This window comes from Polaromonas potterensis, from assembly GCF_033446725.1.
Classification (GTDB): Bacteria; Pseudomonadota; Gammaproteobacteria; order Burkholderiales; family Burkholderiaceae_C; genus Polaromonas.
On the sequence record NZ_JAWQLX010000006.1, the window covers coordinates 29,139 to 54,199 of the forward strand.

Consider the following 25,061-nt stretch of genomic DNA (forward strand, 5'->3'; position numbering starts at 1 on the left):
GCCTCAAGCTGCGTGTTTTTGCCAGTCCAAAACCCACGCGCCCGACAACACGTTCTGCAACCACAAGGCGCCGGCCAATGTCTTGCCGTCGGTGACGCTGCCATCCTGGCACCCTTGCAGCAAGTCGGCCGGACTGGCTGTGAACACGTCCAGAAACTCGCCCTCGTCGAGTTGCCGCTGCCCGGCTGTCAGGTCTTTTGCGAACCAGATATCGATGAACTCGGTGGAATAGGAAATCACCGGGTGCATCACACCGGCTTTGGCCCAGGAATTGGCGGTGTAACCCGTTTCTTCCAGCAGTTCGCGTTGCGCGCAGGCCAGCGAACTTTCGCCCGCATCGAGCTTGCCGGCCGGAAACTCCAACATCACGGCCTGCACCGGGTAGCGGTATTGCCGCTCCAGCACCAGGTTACCGTCGTCGAGCTGGGCAATGATCATCACCGCGCCCGGATGGCGCACATATTCACGGGAGGCTTCGCGCCCGTCCGGCAAACGAACGGTGTCACGAAAGGCGTGCAGAAAACTGCTCTTCAGCAATTCCAGGCTCTCGATTTTTTCTTCGCGCAGATGGCGATCCGCCGCCGGATCAGCAAGATGTGCGGGCGTGCCGGCCAATGCCATGGTCAGCGGTGTTTGAACAGGTAGCGGTACACAAAGCCTGGGAAGGCAAAGGTGATGAACAGGGTCGCTGTGATCGCGTAAAACTCCCAGCCCTGCGGCGCGATTTGTCCGGCCCGCTGTTCCAGGAACAGCGCCACGGCCCCCACGACAAAATACCAGATCACCAGCTCGGCCACACGCACGGCCAGCATTTTGGGTTTGGCCAAGGGGTAAACCGCTAGCAGGCGGTTGTTGAGGAAAGGCAGATTGGCGGCCAAGAAAGCGATCGCCACCACCAGCCATACCGAAACCGTTTGGCTCATACCTTAACTACTCAAGAACCGAGCGATTTGACAACGCTGGCAATCGCCTGCGAACACAAGGTCATCAAGCCGCCGGGCATGATCCCCAGCAACAGGACCAACGCGCCATTGATCGACAAGACCACGCGGGCATCGGCCGGGGCCTCAATGGCCGTGGGCATGCCAGGGTTGGGCGCATCAAAATACATCACCTTGACGACGCGCAGGTAGTAGAAGGCGCCTATCAGCGACATCACCACGGCAAACACGGCCAACACAATATAAGAGGTCTGCTGCGACGACACCAGCGCCTGCAACACGCCCAGCTTGGCATAAAAGCCGACCACCGGCGGCACGCCGGCCAGCGAGAACATGCAAATGGCCATGACACCGGCAAACAGCGGGCTGCGCTGGTTCAGGCCGGCCAGGTCGGAGATTTCCTCCGACTCATGGCCCACACGGGCCAGCAGCAAAATGATGCCGAACACGGCCAAGGTGGTCAGCACATAGGTGATGACATAGAACATGGCCGAGCCATAGGCGTATTCGGCATTGAGCTGGTTGCCGTTGACGACACCCGCCAGCAAGGCCAGCAGCAGAAAACCCATTTGGGAGATCGTCGAAAACGCCAGCATGCGCTTGAGGTTGGTCTGCGCGATCGCCGCCAGATTACCTATCAGCAAGGAGCCTATCGCCAGCAAGGCGAGCATCTGCTGCCAGTCGATGGCCAGCGGCAACATGCCTTGCACCAGCAAGCGAATACAGATGGCAAACGCGGCCAGTTGCGGCGCAGCACCAATCAGCAAGGTGATGGCCGTGGGCGCGCCCTGGTAGACGTCAGGCAGCCACATATGGAAGGGCACGGCACCCAGCTTGAAGGCCAGGCCGGCCACGATAAAGACCAGGCCGAACACCAGCACCGAATGCTTGACCTGGCGGCTGGCGATGGCTTTGTAGACTTCGTTGATGTCGAGCGAGCCGGTGGCACCGTACATCATCGACATGCCGTAGAGCAGGAAGCCCGATGCCAGGGCGCCCAGCACAAAATACTTCATGGCGGCTTCGGTAGCCGTCCCGTTGTCGCGGCGCAGCGCCACCAGGGCGTAGCTGCACAAGGTCATCAACTCCAGCCCCATGTAGATCACGAGGAAGTTGTTGCCGGAAATCATCACAAAGATGCCGAGCAGCACAAACAGACCCAGCGTGAAAAACTCCCCGCCGCGCAGCATCTGCCGGTCGGCCGCATACGGCCGGCCGTACACCAGTGTGACCATCATGGCCACCGCTGCAAAACACTTGAGCCAGTTGCCCATGGGGTCGCTCACGACCATGTTGCCGAAGCCGTGGATCGTGTGGCCGTTGAGGGCGTACACCGCTTCCAGCGTCGCCACCACCGCCAGCGTCAGCAGGGTCAGCACATAGGTCAGCGTGCGTTGCGGGCTTTTGACGCCCAGGTCCACCAGCATGACCACACAGGCCATGACCAAAAGGACGATTTCCGGGTAAACCGCGATCCAACTGAGTTTGTCAATCATCTGAATTCTTTGGAAGGGTTGCTTATTGCAGTTTGGAGATCGCGACGTGCTTGAGCAGGCCGGCAACCGAACTGTCCATCACATCGGTGAAGGGCTTGGGATAGATGCCCATGACCATCACGGCAATCGCCAGCAGGGACAACATCAGGAACTCGCGGGCATTGATGTCGCTCAGTCCTTTGACATCGTCATTGACGACGGGACCGAGGTACACACGTTTGTACATCCACAAGGTGTAGGCAGCGCCAAAGATCAGTGCCGTGGACGCAGCCAGGCCAATCCAGAAGTTGTACTTGATCGCGCCCAGGATGACCATCCACTCACCCACAAAACCAGCCGTGGCAGGCAAGCCGCAGTTGGCCATGGCGAACAGCAGCGCAAAGGCGGCGAACTTGGGCATGGTGTTGACCACCCCGCCGTAACTCGCAATTTCGCGCGAATGCACCCGGTCGTACAACACGCCGATGCACAGGAACATCGCCCCTGACACAAAACCGTGGGCAATCATCTGCACAATGCCGCCGGAAACACCGATGTCATTGAAGATAAAGAAGCCCAGGGTCACAAAACCCATGTGCGCGACGGACGAATAGGCCACCAGCTTTTTCATGTCCTGCTGGACCATGGCCACCAGGCCGACGTAGATCACAGCAATCAGCGACAGCGCAATCATCAGCCAGGCCCACTCACGCGCGGCGTCGGGCGCAATCGGCATCGAAAAACGCAGAAAGCCGTAAGCACCCAGCTTGAGCATGATGGCTGCCAGCACTGCGGAACCACCGGTAGGCGCTTCAACGTGCACATCGGGCAGCCAGGTATGGACTGGCCACATCGGCACCTTCACCGCAAAAGCCGCAAAGAAGGCGAAGAAAAGAAAGGTTTGCTCCTTGCCGCTCAAAGGCAGCGTGTACCAGGTCGCGAGGTCAAAACTGCCAATCGACTTGACGTACAGAAAAATCAGCGCGATCAGCATCAACAAGGAGCCGAGCAGTGTGTAGAGAAAAAACTTGAACGCCGCGTAGATCTTTTTCGGGCCGCCCCAGATGCCGATGATCAGGTACATCGGTATCAGCGTCGCCTCGAAAAACACATAAAACAGCATGCCATCCAGCGCCGAGAAAACGCCGATCATCAATCCACTGAGCACCAGAAAGGACGCCATGTACTGGTTGACGCGGGTCGTGATGGATTCCCAACTGGCGATGATGACCACCACGTTGATAAACGCCGTCAACAACACAAACCACAGCGAAATGCCGTCCACGCCGAGGTGGTAATTGACATCAAAACGCTCGATCCAGACTGCCTTTTCGACAAACTGCATCGCCGGCGTGCCCAGCTCAAACCCGCCATACAGCGGAAGGGTCACCAGAAAACTGACAAGGGCACCAATCAGTGCGATCCAGCGCACACTGCGCGCCTGGTCGTCACGTCCGAGTGCCAGCAAGACGACGCCGAAAATGATCGGCGTCCAGATGGCAAGGCTCAACAATCCCATTTTTATTCTTCTCCTTGTCGCTTATTTGTTGAGCAGTTCTTTGATCATCGGCCAGGTCGCGAAATAGCTGATCAAAATAAAGATGCCAAGAATCATGGCCAAGGCGTAGTGGTAGATGTAACCGGTCTGCACCTTGCGCACCACCCCCGATATCCAACTCACCAGCTTCCAGGAGCCGTTAACCAGGGCGCCGTCGATGATCTTCTCGTCACCGCCCTTCCAGAGGCCGGTACCCAGGGCGCGTGTGCCGCGGGCCACCACGTTTTCGTTGAACCAGTCCATGTAGTACTTGTTCTCGAGCAAGGTGTAGAGGGGTTCGACACGGCGCTTGATCGCTGCCGGCAAGGCCGGGTTGATCAGGTACATATACCAGGCCGCGACCACACCGGCCAATGCCAGCCAGAACGGCGCGGTCATCAGGCCGTGCAGCGCCATCTGGGCCGGCCCATGGAACATTTCCGCCAGCTCGGCCATGGCCGGGTGTTTGCTCGCGTCAACCACAATCGCGTCTTTGAAGAAGTCACCAAACAACATGGGCTGGATGGTGATGAAACCGATCACCACCGAAGGAATGGCCAGCAGGATCAGCGGCGCGGTCACCACCCAGGGCGACTCATGCGGTGCATGGTGGTCATCGTGATGATGATGCGGATCAGGCTCCTCGTCCGCAGCATGGTGATGCGCGTCGGGATTCTGATCGAACCGTTCCTTGCCGTGGAAGACCAGGAAATACATGCGGAAGGAATAAAACGCCGTCACAAAGACACCGGCCAGCACCGCAAAATGGGCAAAGCCTGCACCCGCCAAGTGGCTGGCATGCACCGCTTCAATGATGCTGTCTTTCGAATAAAAGCCGGCAAACAGCGGCGTACCGATCAGCGCCAGCGAGCCCAGTAAGGCTGTGATCCAGGTGATGGGCATGTACTTGCGCAAACCACCCATCCAGCGGATGTCCTGGTTGTGGTGCACACCCATGATGACCGAGCCTGCCGCCAGAAACAGCAAGGCCTTGAAGAACGCATGGGTCATCAGGTGGAAAACCGCCACGGAATACGCGGACGCGCCCAAGGCAACCGTCATGTAGCCGAGTTGCGACAAGGTCGAATAAGCCACCACGCGCTTGATGTCGTTCTGGATGATGCCCAGGAAACCCATGAACAACGCCGTGATCGCCCCAATCACCATGATGAAACTCAAGGCGGTGTCGCTCAGCTCGAACAGCGGCGACATACGCGCCACCATGAAGATACCGGCCGTCACCATGGTGGCGGCGTGGATCAGCGCAGAGATAGGTGTCGGGCCTTCCATCGAATCTGGCAGCCAGACATGCAAGGGGAACTGGGCCGATTTGCCCATGGCGCCGATAAACAGGCAGATGCAAATCACGGTGATCAACATCCAGTCGGTTCCGGGGAAACCGATCTTGGCGATCTCACCGGATTTGGCAAACACCTCGGTGTAATTGAGCGAACCGGCGTAGGCCGCGAGCAGGCCAATGCCCAGGATAAAACCGAAGTCACCAACGCGGTTGACCAGGAAGGCCTTCATGTTGGCGAAGATGGCAGTGGGTTTGTTGAACCAGAAGCCGATCAGCAGGTAAGACACCAGGCCCACGGCTTCCCAACCGAAGAAAAGCTGCAGCATGTTGTTGCTCATGACGAGCATCAGCATGGAGAAGGTGAACAGCGAGATGTAGGCAAAGAAACGGTTGTAACCTTCGTCCTCTTCCATATAGCCGATGGTGTAGATGTGCACCATCAGCGAGACAAAGGTCACGACACACATCATCATGGCCGTCAGGCCGTCGACCAGAAAGCCGATTTCCATCTTCAGATTGCCGACGACCATCCAGGTGTAAAGCGTTTCATTAAAACGCGCGCCGTCCATGGCCACGCTTTTGAGCGTCATGGCCGAGATGATGAAAGCAACCAGCACGCCCAGAATGGTCAGCGTATGCGACAGGCGACGGCCTATCCAGTTGCCGCCAAAGGTGGTGCCAAAAATACCGGCCAGCAAAGCGCCCGCCAGCGGCGCCAGTGGAACAACCAACAGCGTGGCTGCGGAAAGGGTTTGACTCATTGTTGAACCGTCCGTAGGGGCGCCCCAAGGGCGGTTTGTGCCCCCTCGGGGGGCAGCGTGTACACGAAGTGAAAAGCGTGGGGGTTCATTCAGTTAACCCTTGAGCGTGTTGAGTTCGTCCACGTTGATGCTGGACTTGTTACGGAACAGCAGCACCAGAATCGCCAGACCAATGGCCGATTCGGCAGCCGCAACCGTCAGGATGAAGAAGACAAAGATCTGGCCGGCCATGTCGTTCAGGTAGTAGGAGAACGCCACGAAATTCATGTTGACCGCCAGCAGCATCAGCTCGATCGCCATCAGCAACACGATCAGGTTCTTGCGGTTCAGGAAAATGCCGATCACCGACAGCGCGAACAACATCGCGCCCAATGTCAGGAAATGTCCAAGCGTGACCATCATGCCTTCTCCTCGTTAGCGGCCGCTACAGGTGCGGCAACAGTGGGCTTGATCTTGACCAGACGGACCCGATCGCCGGGTTTAACGCGAATCTGGTCGGCCGGATTGATGTATTTGGAGTCCTTGCGCTCGCGCAGGGTCAAGGCAATGGCCGCAATGATGGCCACCAGCAAAATCACCGCCGCGATTTCCAGCGGGTAGATGTATTCCGAATAAAGCACCTTGCCAAGCTCTTTGGTGTTCGACACCTGGGCGACCACCTCACCGGCCACCGCTAGCACCGGCTTGGGTTCCTGGCTGGGACGAAAACCACCCATCAGGACGGCGGCCATTTCCAGTGCAATCAAGGCGCCCACGGTGGCGGCCAGGGGGAAATGTTTCCAGAAGCCCTTGCGCACACCGTCCAGATTGACATCCAGCATCATCACCACAAAGAGGAACAGCACCATGACGGCGCCGACATACACCAGCACCAGGGTAATGGCGAGGAATTCGGCTTTCAGCAAAATCCAGACGGCGGCCGCCTGGAAAAAGGCCAAGACCAAATACAGCGCGGCATGCACCGGATTGCGGGCGGTGATCACCTTGAATGCGGCAAACAGCAACACCAGGGCGAAGACATAAAAGAGACCTGTTTTAGCGTCCATGTTCTGCGAATCTTTCTTGAGCCAACTACTTATTGGTCTTGTTCAGCGGTACTTGGCATCAGCGGCACGGTTGGCCGCAATTTCTTTTTCGTAACGGTCACCGACCGCCAGCAACATGTCTTTGGTGAAGTACAGGTCGCCTCGTTTTTCCCCGTGGTATTCAAAGATATGGGTTTCAACAATGGAGTCCACCGGGCAGCTTTCTTCGCAGAAGCCGCAAAAAATGCATTTGGTCAGGTCGATGTCGTAACGCGAGGTGCGACGGCTGCCGTCGTCGCGCACATCCGACTCAATCGTGATGGCCATGGCCGGACACACCGCCTCGCACAACTTGCAGGCGATGCAACGCTCTTCACCGTTGTCATAACGGCGCAGCGCATGCAGGCCGCGAAAACGCGGGCTCAACGGCGTTTTTTCTTCCGGAAACTGGATTGTGATTTTCCGGCTGAACATGTACTTGCCGGTCAGGGCCATGCCCTTGAACAGCTCGGTGAGCATGAAGCTCGACACAAAATCCTTGACGGACGCGATTGCAGACATAACTCTATTTCCAGATGTTGTAAGGGGTCTGCATCCAGGCCCCAACGACCACCAGCCAGACCAGGGTCACAGGAATGAAGATTTTCCAGCCCAGACGCATGATCTGGTCATAACGGAAGCGCGGGAAGGTGGCGCGCACCCACAAGAACATGGTGACCACGACAAAGGTCTTGGCACCCAGCCAGATCCAGCCCGGAATGAAGCTCAGGGCTTCGACAGGCGGCAACCAGCCGCCCAGGAACAGCAGCACGGCCAGGATGGCGACCAGCCACATGTTCGCGTATTCGGCGAGGAAGAACATTGCGAAAGCCATGCCCGAATACTCGACCATATGGCCCGCCACGATTTCGGACTCGCCTTCCACCACGTCGAACGGGTGGCGGTTGGTCTCGGCCAGGCCGGAGATGAAATACACGACAAAAATCGGCAACAGCGGCAACCAGTTCCACGACAGGAAGGTCCAGCCCTGGCTGGCCATGCTGCCCTTGCCTTGGCTCATCACAATGTCAGTCATGTTGAGGCTGCCCGACACCATGAGCACCACCACCAGGCAGAAGCCCATCGCAATTTCGTAGCTGATCATTTGCGCCGAAGCGCGCATGGCACCCAGGAACGCGTATTTGGAGTTGGAAGCCCAGCCCGCAATGATCACGCCATAGACCTCCAGCGAGGTGATGGCCATCAGGAACAAGAGGCCGGCATTGATGTTGGCCAGCGCGATCTCGGGCCCGAAAGGAATCACGGCCCAGGCCGCCAGCGCCGGCATGATGGTCATGATGGGACCCAGCACAAACAAGCCTTTGCTGGCCGCCGTCGGCATGATGATTTCTTTGGTCAGCAGCTTGAGTGCATCGGCAATCGGCTGCAGCAGGCCAAATGGGCCGACACGGTTTGGGCCCAGACGGATCTGGGTGAAACCAATCGCCTTGCGCTCCCACAAGGTCAGGTAGGCGACACAGCCCATCAGGGGCAGGAGCACACAGACGATCTTGATCAGCGCCCACACAACCGGCCAGACCGTGCCCGGCCAAATGCCGCCCATCAAACCCTGGCCAAAGGCAAAAATCGCGTCAATCATGCGGCCACTCCTTCAACATGGACAGCCTGCCGCGCATCGGCGGTCAGCTGCAGCGATGTCGCGCGCCGGACCAAACTGTCGAGCTGGTAAATACTGGCAACGGCAGGGGCTGCGCCGCCTGCGGCCAGTTGAATACCAGCTTCGGTCTTGTTACCCAGGCGGTCTGCAGGCACTTGTGCGCCTTCGGCACCCGGGATCTGCTTGAGCACATCCTGCGCGGACTCGAAATCAAAGCCGGGCAAATCAAGCAAATTCGCCAACACACGCAAGACTTTCCAGGCGGGGCGTGTTTCGCCCAAAGGCTTGACCACCGCATGAAAACTCTGCACGCGGCCTTCGGCGTTCACAAACGTGCCTGGTGTTTCCGTGAAAGGCGCAATCGGCAGCAACACGTCGCTGAACGCCATATTGGCCTTGAACGGGCTCAGGGTCACCACCATGTGGGAGGCATTGAGCGAAGCCTTGGCGGATACACCGGCGGCCGAATCAAATTCAGGTTCATTGCCCAGCAGGAGCACGGCCTTGAGTTTGCCAGCCAGCATTTGACCCGCATCCAGACCTTTGTCAGCCGGTAAGGCACCGGCCAGCTGCGCACCCACGGTGTTGGCGGCTTCCGTCAGATAACCCACGCTGGCGCCGGTTTGTTCGGCGATCCAGTTGGCCAGATTCAGGAGGCTGCTCGCGTTGGCGTGATGTGCAGCCGCGTTACCCAGCAAAATAGCTTTGCGTTCGCCACCCAGCAGGGATTGGGCAATCGCCTTGGCGGACTCGCTGGCCTGTCCGGAGGCTGGCGCCGCAACACCCTTCTCTGCCGCTATGGCCGCAGCCACATCGGCCAGCGCTTGCACCCAGGCGGCCGGATCGACCTGCAGGCTGTTGGCGACGGGCATGGCCCAGGCGTCGACCGACGCCAGTTCCGCTACGGAATTAATAGCACTCAGCGCACATCCCTTGCGGACAGACTGCCGAATTCGTTGTGCAAACAGCGGATGGTCCTTGCGCAGGTTCGAGCCGACAACCAGCACACGCTGCAGTTGCGACAGCGAAGCAATCGATGTGCCCAGCCAGCGCACGGTCTGCGCGGGGGCAAACTCGGCGCTGCGCAGGCGGTAGTCGATGTTGTCACTGCCCAGGCCGCGCATCAACGAAGCCGCCAGGTACAACTCTTCCAGCGTGCTGTGTGGGCTGGCCAAGGTGCCAATACTTTCAGCGCCGTGGTCGGCCTTGATTTGTTTCAGGCCGTTGGCCACATATTCAAGCGCGGTCTGCCAGTCAACGGCTTTCCACTCACCGCCCTGCTTGAGCATGGGTGTCTTCAGGCGTTCGTCGCTGTTCAGGGCTTCGTAGGAGAAACGGTCACGGTCGGCAATCCAGCACTCGTTGATATCTTCGTTTTCCAGCGGCACCACACGCATGACCTGGTTGTTCTTGACCTGGATCACCAGGTTGGCACCCGTGGAGTCATGCGGGCTGACCGACTTGCGGCGTGACAGCTCCCAAGTGCGGGCGCTGTAGCGGAAAGGTTTGCTGGTCAACGCGCCCACCGGGCAAATGTCGATCATGTTGCCGGACAGTTCAGAGTCCACCGACATGCCGACAAAGGTTTCAATCTCTGCATGTTCGCCGCGGTGCGACATGCCCAGCTCCATCACGCCGGCCACTTCCTGGCCGAAACGCACGCAGCGGGTGCAGTGAATGCAACGGCTCATCTCTTCCATCGAGATCAGCGGGCCCACGTCCTTGTGGAAAACCACGCGTTTTTCTTCTTCGTAACGCGAACCGCTGCCGCCATAACCCACGGCCAAGTCCTGCAATTGGCATTCGCCGCCCTGGTCGCAGATCGGGCAATCCAGCGGGTGGTTGATCAGCAAAAACTCCATCACGCCTTTTTGGGCCTTGATGGCTTTGTCGCTCTTGGTGTGCACAACCATGCCCTGCGTCACGGGCGTGGCGCAGGCCGGCATGGGCTTGGGCGCTTTTTCGACATCGACCAGGCACATGCGGCAATTGGCCGCGATGCTGAGTTTCTTGTGATAACAAAAATGCGGAATGTAAGTGCCGGCTTTTTCAGCCGCGTGCATGACCGTGCTGCCTTCGAGCACTTCCACTTTCTGACCGTCGAGTTGGATTTCAACCATGGTGAATTGCTTTTAGAGGGGGCGCGTGTCAGGCGTAAACCGGGACCAGACAGGTCTTGTGGGTGATGTGGTGCTCAAACTCGGCACGGAAGTGCTTGATCATCGCGCGCACCGGCATCGCGGCGGCATCGCCGAGGGCGCAAATCGTGCGTCCCTGGATATTGTCTGAAATCGAATTCAGCATCTCGAGGTCGCTTTCGCGGCCCTGCCCGTTTTCGATGCGATTCACCATGCGCCAGAGCCAGCCCGTGCCTTCGCGGCAGGGTGTGCACTGGCCGCAGCTTTCGTGCATGTAGAAATAAGACAGACGCAGCAGGCTTTTCACCATGCAGCGGGTTTCGTCCATCACGATGACAGCGCCTGAGCCCAGCATGGAGCCGGCCTTGGCTATCGAGTCATAGTCCATGTCGGTGGCCATCATGATGTCGGCAGGTAACACCGGCATGGAGGAGCCGCCGGGAATCACGGCCTTGAGCTTGCGCCCGCCGCGCATGCCGCCGGCAAGTTCCAGCAGCTTGGCAAACGGCGTGCCCATGGGGATTTCGTAATTGCCGGGGCGCTCGACATCACCGCTGATGGTGAAAATCTTGGTGCCGCCATTGTTGGGCTTGCCGCATTCCAGATAAGCCTGACCACCATTGCGGATGATCCAGGGCACAGCGGCAAAGGTTTCGGTGTTGTTGATGGTCGTCGGCTTGCCGTACAAACCAAAACTTGCCGGGAATGGCGGTTTGAAACGCGGCTGGCCTTTTTTGCCTTCCAGCGATTCGAGCAAGGCGGTTTCTTCGCCGCAGATGTAGGCACCGAAGCCATGGGCCGCATGCAACTGGAAGCTGTAGTTGCTGCCCAGGATGTTGTCGCCCAACAAACCGGCGGCACGCGCTTCTTCCAGCGCTTCTTCGAAACGCCGGTAGGTTGCAAAAATTTCGCCGTGGATGTAGTTGTAGCCGACGCTGATGCCCATCGCATACGCCGCAATCGCCATGCCTTCGATGACGATGTGCGGGTTGTACTGCATGATGTCGCGGTCTTTGGCCGTGCCCGGCTCGCCTTCGTCCGAGTTGCAAACCAGGTACTTCTGGCCGGGAAACTGGCGCGGCATGAAACTCCACTTCAGGCCGGTCGGAAAACCGGCGCCGCCGCGGCCGCGCAAGCTGCCGGCCTTGACCTCGGCGATCACCTGGTCCTGCGTCATGGGCTCGCCGCCGTCCTTGCCCAAAATCTTGCGCAAGGCCTGGTAGCCGCCGCGCGCCTCGTAGTCTTTCAGGCGCCAGTTGGTGCCATCCAGGCCCGCCATGATTTGCGGGTTGATGTGCCGGCCATGGAAGGAGGTCTGAACGCCGGTGGCCTCAAACTGGGCAAGAAGGCTGGAAGCAGCTGTGGATGCAGAAGCGGACATGGTTATTTCGCCTCGGCGGATTTAAGGCCATCGATCAATTGGTCAAGCTTTTCATTGCTCATGAAGCTGCACATGGTCAGGTCGTTGACCAGCATCACCGGAGAATCAGCACAGGCACCCAGGCACTCGGACTGCTGCAGGGTGAACAAACCGTCGTCGGTCGTGCCGCCCATGGTGACCCCGAGCTTGTGCTCCAGGTAGGCCAGCGCCTTGGTGCCGTCGCGCAACTGGCAAGGCAGGTTGGTGCAGACGTTGAGCTTGTACTTGCCCATCGGCTTCTGGTTGTACATGTTGTAGAAGGTCGTGACTTCGTGCACGGCGATCGGCGCCATGCCGAGGTAGTCGGCGACCAGCTTTTCACTCTCGGCGCTGACAAAACCCTGCTCCTGCTGGACGATGGCCAGGCAGGCCATGACGGCAGACTGCTTCTGGTCGGCCGGGTACTTGACGACTTCGCGGTCGAAGCGCGTTATGGTTTGTTCAGACAATATCACTCCATGCTCCCAACAGCGTAGCGAGCTGCGCAACAGCTTTTCATCGGTCAATTTCACCAAACACAATGTCCATCGTGCCGATCACGGCAACGGCGTCGGCAATCATGTGCCCACGCGACATTTCATCCATGGCGGCCAGGTGCGGAAAACCCGGTGGACGGATCTTCAGGCGATAAGGTTTGTTGGCACCATCGCTGACGATGTAGATGCCGAACTCCCCCTTGGGATGTTCCACCGCCGCATAAGCCTCACCTTCAGGCACATGAAAGCCTTCGGTGAACAACTTGAAGTGGTGGATCAACTCTTCCATATTGGATTTCATCGACTCGCGATCGGGCGCAGCCACTTTGTGGTTGCTGGTGATCACCGGGCCGGGATTGACGCGCAGCCAGTCCACACATTGTTTGATGATGCGATTCGACTGGCGCATTTCTTCAATACGCACCAAGTAGCGGTCATAACAGTCGCCTGTTTTTCCAACCGGCACGTCAAAATCCATCTGCGCGTACACGTCATACGGCTGCTGCTTGCGCAAGTCCCAGGCAAAACCAGAGCCGCGCAACATGGGCCCGGTAAAGCCCAGGTTCAGTGCGCGTTCGGGCGACACCACACCGACACCAACGGTGCGCTGCTTCCAGATGCGGTTGTCTGTCAACAGGGTTTCGTATTCGTCGACCAGCTTGGGGAACTTGGTGCTGAAGTCGTCAATGAAGTCGAGCAGCGAACCCTGGCGGTTCTCGTTGAGCGCGGCAATCGCCTTGGCGTTCTTGACTTTGCTGACCTTGTACTGCGGCATGGTTTCCGGCAGGTCGCGGTACACACCGCCCGGCCGAAAATACGCGGCATGCATACGCGCGCCGGAGACGGCTTCATACATGTCGAACAAGGCCTCACGTTCGCGGAAGCAATAAATCAGGATGTTCATCGCACCGCAGTCGAAACCGTGCGCGCCCAGCCACAACAGGTGATTGAGCAGACGCGTGATTTCGGAGAACATCACACGGATGTATTGCGCGCGCACCGGCACGTCCACACCGATGAGTTTTTCGATGGCCAGGCAATACGCATGCTCGTTGGACATCATGGACACGTAATCGAGCCGATCCATGTAAGGCAGCGACTGGATGTAGGTTTTGCTTTCAGCCAGTTTTTCCGTGGCGCGGTGCAACAGGCCGATGTGCGGGTCGGCGCGCTGGATCACTTCGCCGTCGAGTTCGAGCACAAGGCGCAGCACACCGTGGGCCGCAGGGTGTTGCGGCCCGAAGTTGAGCGTGTAGTTTTTGATTTCAGCCATGTCGTATCTCTTGCCGGCGCCGCTTACTGCAGGCCACCGTAGTTGTCTTCACGAATCACGCGCGGCGTGATTTCGCGGGGCTCAATCGTCACCGGCTGGTAAATCACACGTTTCTGCTCGGGGTCGTAACGCATTTCGACATAACCCGTTGTCGGGAAGTCCTTGCGGAAAGGATGACCGATAAAACCGTAGTCAGTCAGGATGCGACGCAGGTCGTTGTGACCTTCAAAAATGATACCGAACAGGTCAAAGGCCTCGCGTTCGAACCAGTTGGCGGCATTCCACACATCGTTGATCGACGCCACCACCGGGAAATCGTCGTCGTCACAGAAAACCTTGAGCCGCACGCGCTGGTTCAGGCTGATGGACAACAAGTGGGAGACCACACAAAAACGCCGGCCGTCGTAACGCCCTTCGGCGTATTCGGAATAATCCACACCGCACAGGTCAATCATTTGCTCGAACTGGCAACCTGGGGTGTCGCGCAAGATCAGGGCGGCAGCATGGTAGTCGGCTGCGGCCACCACCACGGTCAGCTCACCGAGCGCCACCGTGGTGCGTTTGGCTTTTTCACCCAGGGCAGCAGCAACAATGTCTGCGAGCTGTTCAGCAGAAGCGGGATGCAAAGGCCCCATTACGCCCTCGCAATGGTGTTGGTGCGGCGAATTTTTTGCTGCAGTTGAATAATGCCGTACATCAGCGCTTCGGCCGTGGGCGGGCAACCTGGCACATAAACATCGACCGGGACAATGCGGTCACAGCCGCGCACGACCGAATAACTGTAGTGGTAATAACCACCGCCGTTGGCGCACGAACCCATGGACAAGACCCAACGTGGCTCGGACATCTGGTCGTAGACCTTGCGCAGGGCTGGCCCCATCTTGTTGCACAGCGTACCGGCCACGATCATCAGGTCGGACTGGCGCGGGCTGGGACGGAACAACATGCCGAAACGGTCGAGGTCATAACGTGCAGCACCGGCATGCATCATCTCGACGGCACAACAGGCCAGACCAAATGTCATGGGCCAGAGCGAACCCGTCTTGGCCCAATTGACCACCGAGTCGTAACTCGTGGTCATGAAGCCTTCGTTAAAAACACCTTCTAGTGACATACCCGTACCTTTGTGGCGGAAGCTTGCGCTGCCGCTGAATCGTGGCTATCTATTCCCAGTCCAGCGCACCTTTTTTCCACTCGTAGACAAAACCCACGACCAGAATGCCCAGGAAAACCATCACGGACCAAAAACCCACCGCACCAACTTCCTTGAGCGCCACGGCCCATGGAAACAGGAAGGCAATTTCAAGGTCAAAAAGAATAAACAGGATGGCGACCAGGTAGTAGCGCACATCGAATTTCATGCGGGCATCTTCAAACGCCTCGAAGCCGCACTCGTAAGGGGAATTTTTTTCGCTGTCCGGCTTGTGCGGACCCAGCAGACGACCCAAAACCTGGGGTACAACGCCGACAGCAACGCCCACCAGAATAAACAACAGGACAGGAAGGTATTGGTCGAGGTTCATTGTCGATTCAACTTCTGGAAGCCGCCTTTGCAGTTGGGCCAGTTTGCTGCTTCAGGCAACCCACTCTTGCGTGCGCAAGACAGATCACCATAAATGGTGCGGACGGCGAGACTCGAACTCGCACAGCTTTCGCCACTACCCCCTCAAGATAGCGTGTCTACCAATTTCACCACGTCCGCGGTTTTAAGTTGTGTCCGGATGGCATGAGGAAATCTTGCGATTTTTAGCTTTCCGGACAGTCTTAGAGTTTACCCTGAAATTGCACTGCGCCCAGTGCGGCGCGAAGTCTTTCTCGCGCTATTTCGTCGGGATTTGACCTGCGCCTGGGGTTGCGGGTGCAACCGGCACGGTTGAGGCACCGGTGCCGGTCGCTGGGACAGCGGTCCCCGGAATTTGCGCAGCACCAGAAGCGGCGGATGCGGGTGCAGGGGCGGTCAAGGCAGAGCCTTCCAGCACGCTGGAGCCGGTTTGCGGACGTGCGTTGCTGAAGTAGGCCAGCGCCAGGGTGCAGACAAAAAACACCGCAGCCAGCACCGCCGTTGTGCGCGACAGGAAGTTGGCACTACCACTGGCGCCGAACAGGCTGCCCGAGCCGCCACTGCCAAAGGCTGCACCCATGTCGGCGCCCTTGCCGTGCTGCACCAGGATCAAACCAATCATGCCCAGTGCGGAAAGCATCTGAATCACCAAAACAACGGTTAACCAAACATTCATATCAACTCCTAATTTAATAGCGGTCCGCGCCCGTCAAATGGCGGTTGCAGCAATAATTTTCAAAAAGTCCGGGGCCTTGAGCGACGCGCCGCCAATCAGGCCTCCATCGATATCGGCTTGACCCAGCAGCGCAGCGGCGTTGGACGCATTCATGCTGCCGCCGTACAAAATTTTCACGCGCGCGGCCTGATCGGTCGCCGCCTTGAGCTGGAGCCGCAACACGGCATGCACCGCCTGCGCCTCTTCGGGCGTCGCGGTTTTGCCCGTGCCTATGGCCCAGACCGGTTCATACGCCACCACGATTTCGCTGATGCAATGACCGTTGGCATGAATCACAGCCGCCAGCTGACGCTTGACGACGGCTTGCGTCTGCCCGGCCTCACGCTCGGCCAGCGTTTCGCCGACACACACAATTGGCGTCACCCCTGCGGCCAAGGCTTGCTGGGCCTTCTGCGCCACCACCCCATCGGTTTCCCCGTGGTATTGGCGACGCTCGGAATGGCCCACGATGACATAACGGCAGCCGAACTCCTTGAGCATGGACGCACTGACTTCACCGGTGAACGCACCCGCGACCTGGCTCGACACGTCCTGCGCGCCCAAACCAATCGAAGACAGCCCCGGCAAAGCCCCAGCCAAGGCCTGAAATTGCGCCAGATAGGGTGCAGGAATGCACAGCGCGACCTCACAAGGCAGTGGCGCCGGCAAAGCTGCCAGCATGTCGCGCAGCAAAGCCTCGTTGGCAGCCAGGCTGCCATTCATCTTCCAGTTTCCCGCAATCAGCTTTTTCATGGCCTTGGATGTTTACCAGCTCAAAACGATTTTGCCGATGTGCTGGTTGGACTCCATCAGCACATGCGCTTTCGCGGCATCGGCTGCCGGAAAGGTGCTGTGGATCACAGGCTTGACACTGCCATTCGCCAGCAGCGGCCAGACCTTGTCCTTGAGCGCGTTGGCAATCGCCGTCTTGAACGCCAGCGGCCGCGGACGCAAGGTCGAACCGGTAATGGTCAGACGTTTGCGCAGCACCAGGCCGGCATTGATTTCGGCCTTGATGCCACCCTGCACGCCAATGAACACCATACGGCCGTCTTCGGCCAGGCACTCGACCTCGCGCGCAACGTAGTTGCCAGCCACCATGTCCAGGATCACATCCACGCCTTTACCGCCGGTCAGCTTTTTGACTTCTTCGGCAAAGTCAGTAGTCCGGTAGTTGATGGCATGGTCGGCACCCAACGCCACGCAGGCCGCGCATTTTTCATCGCTACCGGCCGTCACCAGCACCGTCGCGCCCATGGCTTTGGCGAGCTGGATGGCAGTCACGCCGATGCCGCTGGAGCCACCCTGGATCAACAGCGTTTCGCCCTTTTGCAGGCGACCGCGGTCAAACACATTGCTCCATACGGTGAAGAAGGTTTCAGGCAGCGAAGCGGCCTCGATATCACTGAAGCCCGCAGGCACCGGCAGACACTGACCCACCGGGGCCACACACAGCTCGGCATAACCGCCGCCAGCCACCAGCGCGCAAACGCGGTCGCCAACTTTCAGGCCTGCCTGGGCCATGGCCTCGGCATCGCCGCTGACGATTTCGCCGGCCACTTCCAGACCGGGAATATCGGAAGCGCCCGGTGGCACCGGGTAGTTGCCAGTGCGCTGCAAGACGTCAGGCCGGTTCACACCGGAGGCGGCAACACGAATCAACAATTCGCCAGCGCCGGCAAGCGGCGCTGGCCGGTCGCCCAGACGCAGAACGTCGGGCGGACCGTAGGAGGTAATTTCAACAGCTCGCATGGAATTTTCAATCATTTTCGGCTGCAGCCCCCAAGGGACGGGCGCAAGCAGCTACAAAATCAATAGCGAATCAACCTTGGTCCTGGCCTTGTGCCGGACGGTCCAGCAGCGCCTTCATGGACAGCTTGACGCGGCCTTTTTCGTCGGTTTCCAGAACCTTGACCTTGATGATCTGGCCTTCCTTCAGGTAATCGGTGACACGCTCGACACGCTCGTGGGCGATCTGGCTGATATGCAGCAGGCCATCCTTGCCGGGCATCAAGTTGACCAGGGCGCCGAAGTCCAAAATCTTGGTGATGGCACCTTCGTAGACCTTGCCGATTTCGACTTCAGCGGTGATCTCGGCGATGCGGCGCTTGGCCTCGTCTGCCTTGGCGCTGTCGTTCGACGCGATGGTGATGGTGCCATCTTCCTCGATGTTGATCTGCGTGCCGGTTTCTTCGGTCAGCGCACGGATCACGGCGCCGCCCTTGCCGATCACGTCACGGATTTTTTCGGGGTTGATCTTCATCACGTAGAGGCGCGGTGCAAAGTCAGACACTTCGGCATTGGCCTGGCCCATGGCTTCCTGCATTTTCCCCAGGATGTGCATGCGGGCTTCCTTGGCCTGAGCCAGTGCGACCTGCATGATTTCCTTGGTGATGCCCTGGATTTTGATGTCCATCTGCAGCGCGGTGATACCGGCGGTGGTACCGGCCACCTTGAAGTCCATGTCACCCAGGTGATCTTCGTCACCCAGGATGTCGGTCAACACGGCGAAGCGGTTGTCTTCCTTGATCAGACCCATGGCGATACCAGCCACATGCGCTTTCATCGGCACACCAGCATCCATCAGCGACAAGCAGCCGCCGCAGACCGAAGCCATGGAGGAGGAGCCGTTGGACTCGGTGATCTCGCTGACCACACGCATGGTGTAGGGGAATTCCTCTTTCGAAGGCAACACGGCGATCAGCGCGCGTTTGGCCAGACGGCCGTGGCCGATTTCGCGGCGTTTTGGCGAGCCCACACGGCCGGTTTCGCCAGTGGCGAACGGAGGCATGTTGTAGTGCAGCATGAAGCGGTCTTCGTAGTCGCCGGACAGCGCGTCGATGCGCTGTGCATCACGCTCGGTGCCCAGCGTGGTCACGACCAGCGCCTGGGTTTCACCACGGGTGAACAGGGCCGAACCGTGGGTACGCGGCAGCACGCTGTTGCGGATTTCAATCGCACGCACAGTGCGTGTGTCGCGACCGTCGATACGTGGCTCGCCGGCCAGGATCTGGCTACGCACGATTTTGGCTTCGATGTCGAACAACATGCCTTCAACGGCCACGCCGTCAAACGCCACACCGTCGGCCTTGAGCGCGCTCATGACGTCGGTCGTCACCACGCGGCAAGCTTGCGTACGGGCTTGTTTGGCGCGGATCTGGTATGCGGCTTGCAGCTTGGCGGCGGCCAGTTCATTGACCTTGGCGATCAGCGGCAGGTCTTTAGCGGGTGCTTCCCAGGCCCAGACCGGCTTGCCGGCGTCACGCACCAGTTCATGGATCGCGTTGATGGCGATGTTGCCTTGCTCATGGCCAAACACGATGGCGCCCAGCATGATTTCTTCGGACAACTGCTTGGCTTCGGACTCGACCATCAGCACAGCGGCTTCGGTACCAGCAACAACCAGATCCATGACGGAATCCTTGAGCTGGGTCTTGCCGGGGTTCAGCACGTACTGGCCGTCGATGTAAGCCACACGAGCCGCACCGATAGGGCCGTTGAACGGGATGCCGGAGATCGCCAGCGCTGCGCTAGAGGCAATCAGCGCAGGAATGTCACCTTCGACTTCAGGGTTCAGCGACAACACATGGATCACGACCTGCACTTCGTTGAAGAAACCTTCAGGGAAGAGCGGGCGGATCGGGCGGTCGATCAGGCGCGAGGTCAGCGTTTCAAATTCGCTGGGGCGGCCTTCGCGCTTGAAGAAGCTGCCTGGAATGCGGCCAGCGGCGTAGGTTTTTTCCAGGTAGTCAACGGTCAGCGGGAAGAAGTCCTGGCCAGGCTTGGCTTCGGTCTTGGCGACCACGGTGGCAAGCACCACGGTGCCGTCCATGTCCAGCAGCACAGCGCCGCCGGACTGGCGAGCGACTTCGCCGGTTTCCATCGTGACCTTGTGCTGGCCCCATTGGAAGGATTTGGTAACTTTGTTGAAAATGCTCATGTTCTTTTCTCCACTAGTTTCAGGCACTTGAGGCAGCGCGAGAGGCCCGGAGCGGCGGCTGGCCGAACACGATGCCATTCCACAAACCGCCTGATTTCCAGGGCTTTTCTTGTGGAATGACACAGCGCGTATTCGTTTTGCCTTGCTCCGAAGTAAAAAACGCCTGAGCTAGTGAACTAACTCAGGCGCTTCCTATTGGGTTTACCGCTTATTTACGCAGGCCAAGCTTGGCGATCAGCGCAACATAACGGGCCGCATCTTTGGACTTGAGGTAGTCCAGCAGCTTGCGGCGGCGGCTCACCATGCGCAACAGACCACGGCGACCGTGGTGATCCTTGGCATGGGTTTTGAAATGGGGCATCAGTTCATTGATACGGCCGGTCAGCAGACCAACTTGAACTTCCGGGCTGCCGGTATCGCCGACAGAGCGGGCGTTGGACTGAACGATTTCAGCCTTGATGGATTTTGCAATCATGGGTTTTCCTTGTGTAACTTGCGAGCGAGCCAGTGCTCCCAAAGTGAGAGTTGACCGGCGTCGTCGTGTTCTGCGGCAGGCAGCTTCACGAATGAAACAACCCGCCTTTACGCAGAGCCTTGGATTATAGCCCAGGAATCCCGCCCGATTTATCGCTGCGCCAGCCAGCGGGCTAGGCGACCCACACCTTCCTGCAGCCGGGCCGGGTCCTGGCTGGCAAAACACCAGCGCAACCAGCCCTGCATGGCCGGCGAAGGATCCGCACTGAAAGCGTTGCCCGGCGCCAGCCCCAGACCGGCTTCGACCACCAGGCGTTTGGCCACCTCGAAAGAGTCGCCCTGCCCGGTCAGCCTGAAAAACGCGTACATGCCGCCAGGCGCCGCCGAAACTTCGACACCAGGCAAGGCCTGCAGCAAGGGAATCAGGGTGTCCCGGCAGCTTTTGAGATGGGCCACCACCTGCGGGGTCACCTCCTCCGTACGCTGCAAGGCCACCACACCGGCGCGCTGGACAAAAACCGGCGCGCAGGAGGTGTTGAACTCGATCAGCTTGCCCATGTGGGTCGTGGCGGTGGCCGGCAGCACCAGCCAGCCCAGGCGCCAGCCTGTCATCAGAAAACTTTTCGAAAAGCTGTGCGCCACCATCAGCCGATCGTCAGGCGCAGCGATATCGAGAAAACTCGGAGCGCAGCCGTTTGGCGTGTCGCCCGCGTAATACAGGCGCTCATAGACCTCATCCGCCAGAATCCAGGTGCCCGTCTTGCGGCAATGCGCCAGCAGGGTTTGCTGCTCGGCTCGGCTCAAGGTCCAGCCGGTCGGGTTGTTGGGCGAGTTGACAATCAGCAGCCGGGTGGCAGGCGTGATGGCCGCCAGCAATTCCTCCATATCTAGCTGCCACTGGCCGACCACAGGTTTCAGGCTGACACAGCGCACCGTCGCCCCCATGATGGCCGGCTGCGCGGTCAGGTTCGGCCAGACCGGCGTGACGACAACCACCTCGTCGCCGGCATCCACCACCGCCTGCACCGCCAGCATCAGCGCGTTGACGCCGCCCGAGGTCACGGCAATCCGGTCCGCACCCACAGGCGCCGCACCCTCACGACGCCGCGCGCTGCAATACACGGCGATGGCCTCGCGCAGCTCGGCCAGCCCGAGGTTATGCGCGTAAAAGGTTTCGCCCTGGCTCAAGGACTGGGCCGCCGCATCGCGGATAAAAGCGGGCGTGACTTCATCACTTTCGCCAAACCAGAACTTGAGCACGTCGCTGCGGCCTATGCCCGCATTGGCCACCTGACGGATCAAGGACTCTTCGAGATCAAGGACAACTTGTCGCATCTACGGCCTTTCAGGGGCGAACCATTTTGCAGGAATGCGGCTGCTCGGAACGTGCCGCAGGAATGGTCTTGATCACGCGAAAACCATAACCCGAACCCTCCACGTCGAACTTGACGCCAGGTGTGCCCTGCTTGTCCATCACGGCCACCAGCAAAGGCTGCTGGAACTGGTGATCAGCACCACGCATCACGCCCTGATGCCCCGCAAACACGACCTTCATTTTTTCCATTTGTGCGGCCACCGCGGCGGACTCGACCGTGCCGGCCTTTTCAATGCTCTGCACCAGGCCCTCCACCATCAACTGCATGCGCATGTGCACGTAGTCGTCCTGCGGCTTGGGGAAACGCTGGCGAAAGGATTGGTAAAAAGTCTCGGAGGCGGCACCGGCTTCATTGGGAAACCAGTCGGCCACCGCAATCACCTTGCCGACACCGGCATCACCCAGCGCGGCCGGAACACCCAGCGCATTGCCGTAGAAGGTGTAGAAACGTCCCTCGAAACCAACTTCTTTCGCGGCCTTGACCAGCAAGGTCAAATCGTTGCCCCAGTTACCGGTAAGCACGGCCTGCGCGCCGCTGGCCTTGATCTTGGCAACATAAGGCAGGAAGTCCTTGACGCGGCCCATGGGGTGCAACTCGTCGCCGACGATTTGTACATCGGGGCGCTGCGCCGTCAGCTGTTTGCGGGCCTCGCGCGACACAGCCTGGCCAAAACTGTAGTCCTGGCCAATCAGGTAAACACTCTTGAGCGCCTTGTCATCCTTGAGCACATCCATCAACGCTGCCATACGCATGTCGGCGTGGGCATCAAACCGAAAATGCCAGTAGCTGCATTTTTCATTGGTCAAAACGGGGTCCACCGCCGAATAGTTCAAAAAGAGAACCCGCTTGGACGGCTCGCGTTCATTGTGTTTGTTGATCGCATCGACCAGCACCGCGGCCGTCGACGACGAATTGCCCTGGGTCACCAAGCTCATGCCGTCATCGATAGCCGAACGTAAGGCAGACAAGGCCTCTTCGTTCTGTCCCTTGCTGTCGTAACGCTCAAAAACCAGCGGACGGTTTCCACCGGGCAGCTTGATGCCGCCACGCGCGTTGACGCGCTCGGCGGCCCATGCCAGATTGCGAAAAACGGCCTCGCCGGTGTTGGCAAAAGGCCCGGATAGACTTTCGATCAAAGCCACGCGCACAGGCGGTTGAGTCGTCGTCGCGGGCTGCGCAAACACAGTTGGCGACAACAGGGAGGCGCCGGCCGCTAGGGCCAAGGCCGCGCGTTTCAAGAGCTTGGGGATGAAAAAATACATTCGACATTTTCCTTGAAATTCTTCGCAACACGCCTACCTGCTCTGCATGCGGCAATCACGGTTGAGAGCCGCGAAGTGTAGGGGAAATTTTCCCCGCCCAACCCCTTGGAGTCTCCATGTTTTATTCACTCGCCAGCCGTCCTGCCCATAACGCCCAACGCCACGCCCCCTCACTGGTGAACAATGGCGCGCTCGACAATTTTCTCAGCGACACCTTGAACAACCTGGCCGGCGCCCGACCCAACCAGACGGCCAAGGTGGAAGACGGCGACACCGCCTATTCGCTGCAACTCGATGTGCCCGGCCTGAGCAAGGAGCAACTGGACATCGGCATCGAAGGTGACGTTGTGCGTATCAACAGCAAAACCGACGCGGCGCGTTCAGTCAAGGCCGCCTACCGTTTTCCGCTGGAAATTGATGCCGCTAGCAGCTCCGCCAAACTGGAAAATGGCGTGTTGACATTGTCGCTGGGCAAAAAAATCCCTGAGAGCAAAGTGGCTCAGCTCCCCATCCAATAAACAAACCGGCCCCCACGGTTGCTCACTTCGTGTAGCGCCCTGCCCCCCGATGGGGCCGTCTTTTCCTAGGGGCGGCCCGTCGGAAAAGGCTGTGCGCCACAGAGCACGGGGGTTTACAGCGCGATGTCTGCCAGACTCCAGCGCGGCTTCACGTCAAAGGTGTAGCTGCGCTGTATGTCTTCCAGCCCGGCCTGGAGACGCATGCCGGCCGCCAGCGCAATCATCGCGCCGTTGTCTGTGCACAAATGCAGCTCGGGGTAATGCACACGAATCCCGCGTTTCTTGCAAGCCGCATTGAGTTGCTCGCGCAGCAAGGTGTTTGCCCCCACACCACCGGCCACCACCAGCCGCTTCAGGCCGGTTTGTTCCAGCGCTTTGAGCGACTTCTTGACCAGCACTTCCACAATCGCCGCCTGCGTCGAGGCGGCCAGATCGGCGCGTGCCTGATCGCTCATGGTTTCGCCGAGTTTTTTGGCCTGCGTCAGCACCGCTGTTTTCAGGCCGGAGAAGGAAAAATCCAGGTCGCCGCTGTGCAGCAAAGGCCTGGGCAGCTTGAAGGCCTGGCCATCACCCTGCCCTGCCAACTTGGCCAGCGCCGGACCGCCGGGATAAGGCAGCCCCAACAATTTGGCCGATTTGTCAAAGGCCTCGCCAGCCGCGTCATCAATGGTTTCGCCCAGCAACTCGTAACTGCCGACGCGGTCCACTCGCATCAATTGCGTATGACCGCCCGACACCAGCAGCGCCACAAAAGCAAATTCAGGGGGATCGGCGCTCAAGAAAGGCGACAACAAATGTCCTTCCAGGTGGTGCACACCCATCACGGGTTTGCCCAGGCTAGCGGCCAGCGAGCAGGCCACACCGGCCCCCACCAGCAAGGCCCCGGCCAGGCCCGGCCCGCGGGTATAGGCAATCACATCAACATCCGCCAGTGAACGTTGCGCCTGGCTCATCACCTCGTTGATCAGCGGCAACACCCGCCGGATATGGTCGCGGCTGGCCAGCTCGGGCACCACGCCCCCATAGGCCTGGTGCATTTCAATCTGGCTGTGCAAGGCGTGCGACAACAACCGCGGCACACCCGACCCCGACGCATCCGTCAAGGCCACACCCGTTTCGTCGCATGACGACTCAATTCCCAACACCAACAAGTTTTCCTGCATAGGCCCGAAGTTTAGGCCAAACAGGTTCAGGCTCCGCTCGGGAGCGCGC

The 25,061-nt window shown here is 59.2% G+C and carries 25 protein-coding genes and 1 tRNA gene; 1 reads left to right on the forward strand and 25 read right to left on the reverse strand.

Annotated features, from left to right (window positions below; genetic code table 11):
- Positions 1–3 precede the first annotated feature (3 nt).
- The 24 genes from R6254_RS12240 to R6254_RS12355 form a co-directional block, all read right to left on the reverse strand.
- Positions 4–621 carry an NUDIX hydrolase gene (locus tag R6254_RS12240; RefSeq protein ID WP_318407139.1) on the reverse strand — a complete coding sequence of 206 codons (618 nt, stop codon included), beginning with the start codon at positions 619–621 and terminating at the stop codon, positions 4–6.
- Between the two features lie 2 nt (positions 622–623).
- Complete coding sequence (locus tag R6254_RS12245) at positions 624–923, reverse strand: DUF2818 family protein (RefSeq protein ID WP_318407140.1); 300 nt, start codon at positions 921–923, stop codon at positions 624–626.
- A gap of 11 nt (positions 924–934) precedes the next feature.
- The gene (nuoN, locus tag R6254_RS12250; protein WP_318407142.1) at positions 935–2,437 is read right to left on the reverse strand and encodes an NADH-quinone oxidoreductase subunit NuoN; all 1,503 of its coding nucleotides are present in this window, start codon (positions 2,435–2,437) and stop codon (positions 935–937) included.
- Positions 2,438–2,459: 22 nt separating this feature from the next.
- Complete coding sequence (locus R6254_RS12255; RefSeq protein ID WP_318407144.1) at positions 2,460–3,935, reverse strand: NADH-quinone oxidoreductase subunit M; 1,476 nt, start codon at positions 3,933–3,935, stop codon at positions 2,460–2,462.
- 21 nt (positions 3,936–3,956) lie between these two features.
- Complete coding sequence (gene nuoL / locus R6254_RS12260; protein WP_318407146.1) at positions 3,957–6,014, reverse strand: NADH-quinone oxidoreductase subunit L; 2,058 nt, start codon at positions 6,012–6,014, stop codon at positions 3,957–3,959.
- 93 nt (positions 6,015–6,107) lie between these two features.
- Positions 6,108–6,416, reverse strand: a complete 309-nt coding sequence (nuoK, locus tag R6254_RS12265; RefSeq protein WP_318407148.1) for an NADH-quinone oxidoreductase subunit NuoK — start codon at positions 6,414–6,416, stop codon at positions 6,108–6,110.
- Positions 6,413–7,060: an NADH-quinone oxidoreductase subunit J gene (locus tag R6254_RS12270; RefSeq protein ID WP_318407150.1), complete on the reverse strand. Its 648-nt coding sequence runs from the start codon at positions 7,058–7,060 to the stop codon at positions 6,413–6,415. Before R6254_RS12270 ends, nuoK begins: the two co-directional genes overlap by 4 nt.
- Positions 7,061–7,102: 42 nt before the next feature.
- A complete protein-coding gene (gene nuoI / locus R6254_RS12275) occupies positions 7,103–7,600 on the reverse strand; it encodes an NADH-quinone oxidoreductase subunit NuoI (RefSeq protein WP_318407152.1) in 498 nt (165 codons plus the stop codon).
- Positions 7,601–7,604: 4 nt separating this feature from the next.
- Complete coding sequence (nuoH, locus tag R6254_RS12280) at positions 7,605–8,678, reverse strand: NADH-quinone oxidoreductase subunit NuoH (protein ID WP_318407154.1); 1,074 nt, start codon at positions 8,676–8,678, stop codon at positions 7,605–7,607.
- Complete coding sequence (gene nuoG, locus R6254_RS12285) at positions 8,675–10,816, reverse strand: NADH-quinone oxidoreductase subunit NuoG (RefSeq protein ID WP_318407155.1); 2,142 nt, start codon at positions 10,814–10,816, stop codon at positions 8,675–8,677. The genes nuoH and nuoG overlap by 4 nt, the downstream gene beginning before the upstream one ends.
- Before the next feature lie 28 nt (positions 10,817–10,844).
- A complete protein-coding gene (gene nuoF, locus R6254_RS12290; protein ID WP_318407157.1) occupies positions 10,845–12,215 on the reverse strand; it encodes an NADH-quinone oxidoreductase subunit NuoF in 1,371 nt (456 codons plus the stop codon).
- Positions 12,216–12,217: 2 nt separating this feature from the next.
- The gene (gene nuoE / locus R6254_RS12295) at positions 12,218–12,706 is read right to left on the reverse strand and encodes an NADH-quinone oxidoreductase subunit NuoE (protein WP_318407518.1); all 489 of its coding nucleotides are present in this window, start codon (positions 12,704–12,706) and stop codon (positions 12,218–12,220) included.
- A gap of 43 nt (positions 12,707–12,749) precedes the next feature.
- A complete protein-coding gene (locus tag R6254_RS12300; RefSeq protein WP_318407159.1) occupies positions 12,750–14,003 on the reverse strand; it encodes an NADH-quinone oxidoreductase subunit D in 1,254 nt (417 codons plus the stop codon).
- Between the two features lie 23 nt (positions 14,004–14,026).
- Positions 14,027–14,638, reverse strand: coding sequence for an NADH-quinone oxidoreductase subunit C (locus R6254_RS12305; protein ID WP_318407160.1), 612 nt, complete (start codon positions 14,636–14,638; stop codon positions 14,027–14,029).
- The gene (locus R6254_RS12310) at positions 14,638–15,117 is read right to left on the reverse strand and encodes a NuoB/complex I 20 kDa subunit family protein (protein WP_007864469.1); all 480 of its coding nucleotides are present in this window, start codon (positions 15,115–15,117) and stop codon (positions 14,638–14,640) included. Before R6254_RS12310 ends, R6254_RS12305 begins: the two co-directional genes overlap by 1 nt.
- Before the next feature lie 49 nt (positions 15,118–15,166).
- Positions 15,167–15,526 carry an NADH-quinone oxidoreductase subunit A gene (locus R6254_RS12315; RefSeq protein ID WP_318407163.1) on the reverse strand — a complete coding sequence of 120 codons (360 nt, stop codon included), beginning with the start codon at positions 15,524–15,526 and terminating at the stop codon, positions 15,167–15,169.
- 94 nt (positions 15,527–15,620) lie between these two features.
- Positions 15,621–15,705: transfer RNA gene (locus tag R6254_RS12320), tRNA-Leu, on the reverse strand.
- A gap of 118 nt (positions 15,706–15,823) precedes the next feature.
- Complete coding sequence (gene secG / locus R6254_RS12325; RefSeq protein ID WP_318407165.1) at positions 15,824–16,240, reverse strand: preprotein translocase subunit SecG; 417 nt, start codon at positions 16,238–16,240, stop codon at positions 15,824–15,826.
- 33 nt (positions 16,241–16,273) lie between these two features.
- Positions 16,274–17,032 carry a triose-phosphate isomerase gene (gene tpiA / locus R6254_RS12330; RefSeq protein ID WP_318407167.1) on the reverse strand — a complete coding sequence of 253 codons (759 nt, stop codon included), beginning with the start codon at positions 17,030–17,032 and terminating at the stop codon, positions 16,274–16,276.
- A gap of 12 nt (positions 17,033–17,044) precedes the next feature.
- Positions 17,045–18,031, reverse strand: a complete 987-nt coding sequence (locus R6254_RS12335; RefSeq protein WP_318407169.1) for an NAD(P)H-quinone oxidoreductase — start codon at positions 18,029–18,031, stop codon at positions 17,045–17,047.
- Between the two features lie 70 nt (positions 18,032–18,101).
- Entirely contained in the window at positions 18,102–20,219 is a 2,118-nt protein-coding gene (gene pnp, locus R6254_RS12340; protein ID WP_318407171.1) for a polyribonucleotide nucleotidyltransferase, read from the reverse strand.
- Positions 20,220–20,427: 208 nt separating this feature from the next.
- Entirely contained in the window at positions 20,428–20,694 is a 267-nt protein-coding gene (gene rpsO, locus R6254_RS12345; RefSeq protein ID WP_318407172.1) for a 30S ribosomal protein S15, read from the reverse strand.
- A gap of 149 nt (positions 20,695–20,843) precedes the next feature.
- On the reverse strand, positions 20,844–22,028 hold the full coding sequence (locus R6254_RS12350) for a pyridoxal phosphate-dependent aminotransferase (protein ID WP_318407174.1): 1,185 nt from the start codon (positions 22,026–22,028) through the stop codon (positions 20,844–20,846).
- Between the two features lie 10 nt (positions 22,029–22,038).
- Positions 22,039–23,331, reverse strand: a complete 1,293-nt coding sequence (locus tag R6254_RS12355; RefSeq protein WP_318407176.1) for a branched-chain amino acid ABC transporter substrate-binding protein — start codon at positions 23,329–23,331, stop codon at positions 22,039–22,041.
- A gap of 116 nt (positions 23,332–23,447) precedes the next feature.
- On the opposite strand from R6254_RS12355, the gene R6254_RS12360 reads away from it, so the two are divergent.
- Positions 23,448–23,849 carry an Hsp20 family protein gene (locus R6254_RS12360; RefSeq protein WP_318407177.1) on the forward strand — a complete coding sequence of 134 codons (402 nt, stop codon included), beginning with the start codon at positions 23,448–23,450 and terminating at the stop codon, positions 23,847–23,849.
- Between the two features lie 113 nt (positions 23,850–23,962).
- Here the strand turns inward: R6254_RS12360 and tsaD are convergent, their stop codons facing one another.
- Positions 23,963–25,000, reverse strand: a complete 1,038-nt coding sequence (tsaD, locus tag R6254_RS12365) for a tRNA (adenosine(37)-N6)-threonylcarbamoyltransferase complex transferase subunit TsaD (protein WP_318407178.1) — start codon at positions 24,998–25,000, stop codon at positions 23,963–23,965.
- Between the last annotated feature and the right edge of the window lie 61 nt (positions 25,001–25,061).

Excerpts from the sequence above, each read along its gene's own strand:
- R6254_RS12240 (WP_318407139.1), bottom strand. The coding sequence starts at position 621 with ATGGCATTGGCCGGCACGCCCGCACATCTTGCTGATCCGGCGGCGGAT.
- R6254_RS12245 (WP_318407140.1), bottom strand. The coding sequence starts at position 923 with ATGAGCCAAACGGTTTCGGTATGGCTGGTGGTGGCGATCGCTTTCTTG.
- nuoN (WP_318407142.1), bottom strand. The coding sequence starts at position 2,437 with ATGATTGACAAACTCAGTTGGATCGCGGTTTACCCGGAAATCGTCCTT.
- R6254_RS12255 (WP_318407144.1), bottom strand. The coding sequence starts at position 3,935 with ATGGGATTGTTGAGCCTTGCCATCTGGACGCCGATCATTTTCGGCGTC.
- nuoL (WP_318407146.1), bottom strand. The coding sequence starts at position 6,014 with ATGAGTCAAACCCTTTCCGCAGCCACGCTGTTGGTTGTTCCACTGGCG.
- nuoK (WP_318407148.1), bottom strand. The coding sequence starts at position 6,416 with ATGATGGTCACGCTTGGACATTTCCTGACATTGGGCGCGATGTTGTTC.
- R6254_RS12270 (WP_318407150.1), bottom strand. The coding sequence starts at position 7,060 with ATGGACGCTAAAACAGGTCTCTTTTATGTCTTCGCCCTGGTGTTGCTG.
- nuoI (WP_318407152.1), bottom strand. The coding sequence starts at position 7,600 with ATGTCTGCAATCGCGTCCGTCAAGGATTTTGTGTCGAGCTTCATGCTC.
- nuoH (WP_318407154.1), bottom strand. The coding sequence starts at position 8,678 with ATGATTGACGCGATTTTTGCCTTTGGCCAGGGTTTGATGGGCGGCATT.
- nuoG (WP_318407155.1), bottom strand. The coding sequence starts at position 10,816 with ATGGTTGAAATCCAACTCGACGGTCAGAAAGTGGAAGTGCTCGAAGGC.
- nuoF (WP_318407157.1), bottom strand. The coding sequence starts at position 12,215 with ATGTCCGCTTCTGCATCCACAGCTGCTTCCAGCCTTCTTGCCCAGTTT.
- R6254_RS12300 (WP_318407159.1), bottom strand. The coding sequence starts at position 14,003 with ATGGCTGAAATCAAAAACTACACGCTCAACTTCGGGCCGCAACACCCT.
- R6254_RS12305 (WP_318407160.1), bottom strand. The coding sequence starts at position 14,638 with ATGGGGCCTTTGCATCCCGCTTCTGCTGAACAGCTCGCAGACATTGTT.
- R6254_RS12310 (WP_007864469.1), bottom strand. The coding sequence starts at position 15,117 with ATGTCACTAGAAGGTGTTTTTAACGAAGGCTTCATGACCACGAGTTAC.
- R6254_RS12315 (WP_318407163.1), bottom strand. The coding sequence starts at position 15,526 with ATGAACCTCGACCAATACCTTCCTGTCCTGTTGTTTATTCTGGTGGGC.
- secG (WP_318407165.1), bottom strand. The coding sequence starts at position 16,240 with ATGAATGTTTGGTTAACCGTTGTTTTGGTGATTCAGATGCTTTCCGCA.
- tpiA (WP_318407167.1), bottom strand. The coding sequence starts at position 17,032 with ATGAAAAAGCTGATTGCGGGAAACTGGAAGATGAATGGCAGCCTGGCT.
- R6254_RS12335 (WP_318407169.1), bottom strand. The coding sequence starts at position 18,031 with ATGCGAGCTGTTGAAATTACCTCCTACGGTCCGCCCGACGTTCTGCGT.
- pnp (WP_318407171.1), bottom strand. The coding sequence starts at position 20,219 with ATGAGCATTTTCAACAAAGTTACCAAATCCTTCCAATGGGGCCAGCAC.
- rpsO (WP_318407172.1), bottom strand. The coding sequence starts at position 20,694 with ATGATTGCAAAATCCATCAAGGCTGAAATCGTTCAGTCCAACGCCCGC.
- R6254_RS12350 (WP_318407174.1), bottom strand. The coding sequence starts at position 22,028 with ATGCGACAAGTTGTCCTTGATCTCGAAGAGTCCTTGATCCGTCAGGTG.
- R6254_RS12355 (WP_318407176.1), bottom strand. The coding sequence starts at position 23,331 with ATGTATTTTTTCATCCCCAAGCTCTTGAAACGCGCGGCCTTGGCCCTA.
- R6254_RS12360 (WP_318407177.1), top strand. The coding sequence starts at position 23,448 with ATGTTTTATTCACTCGCCAGCCGTCCTGCCCATAACGCCCAACGCCAC.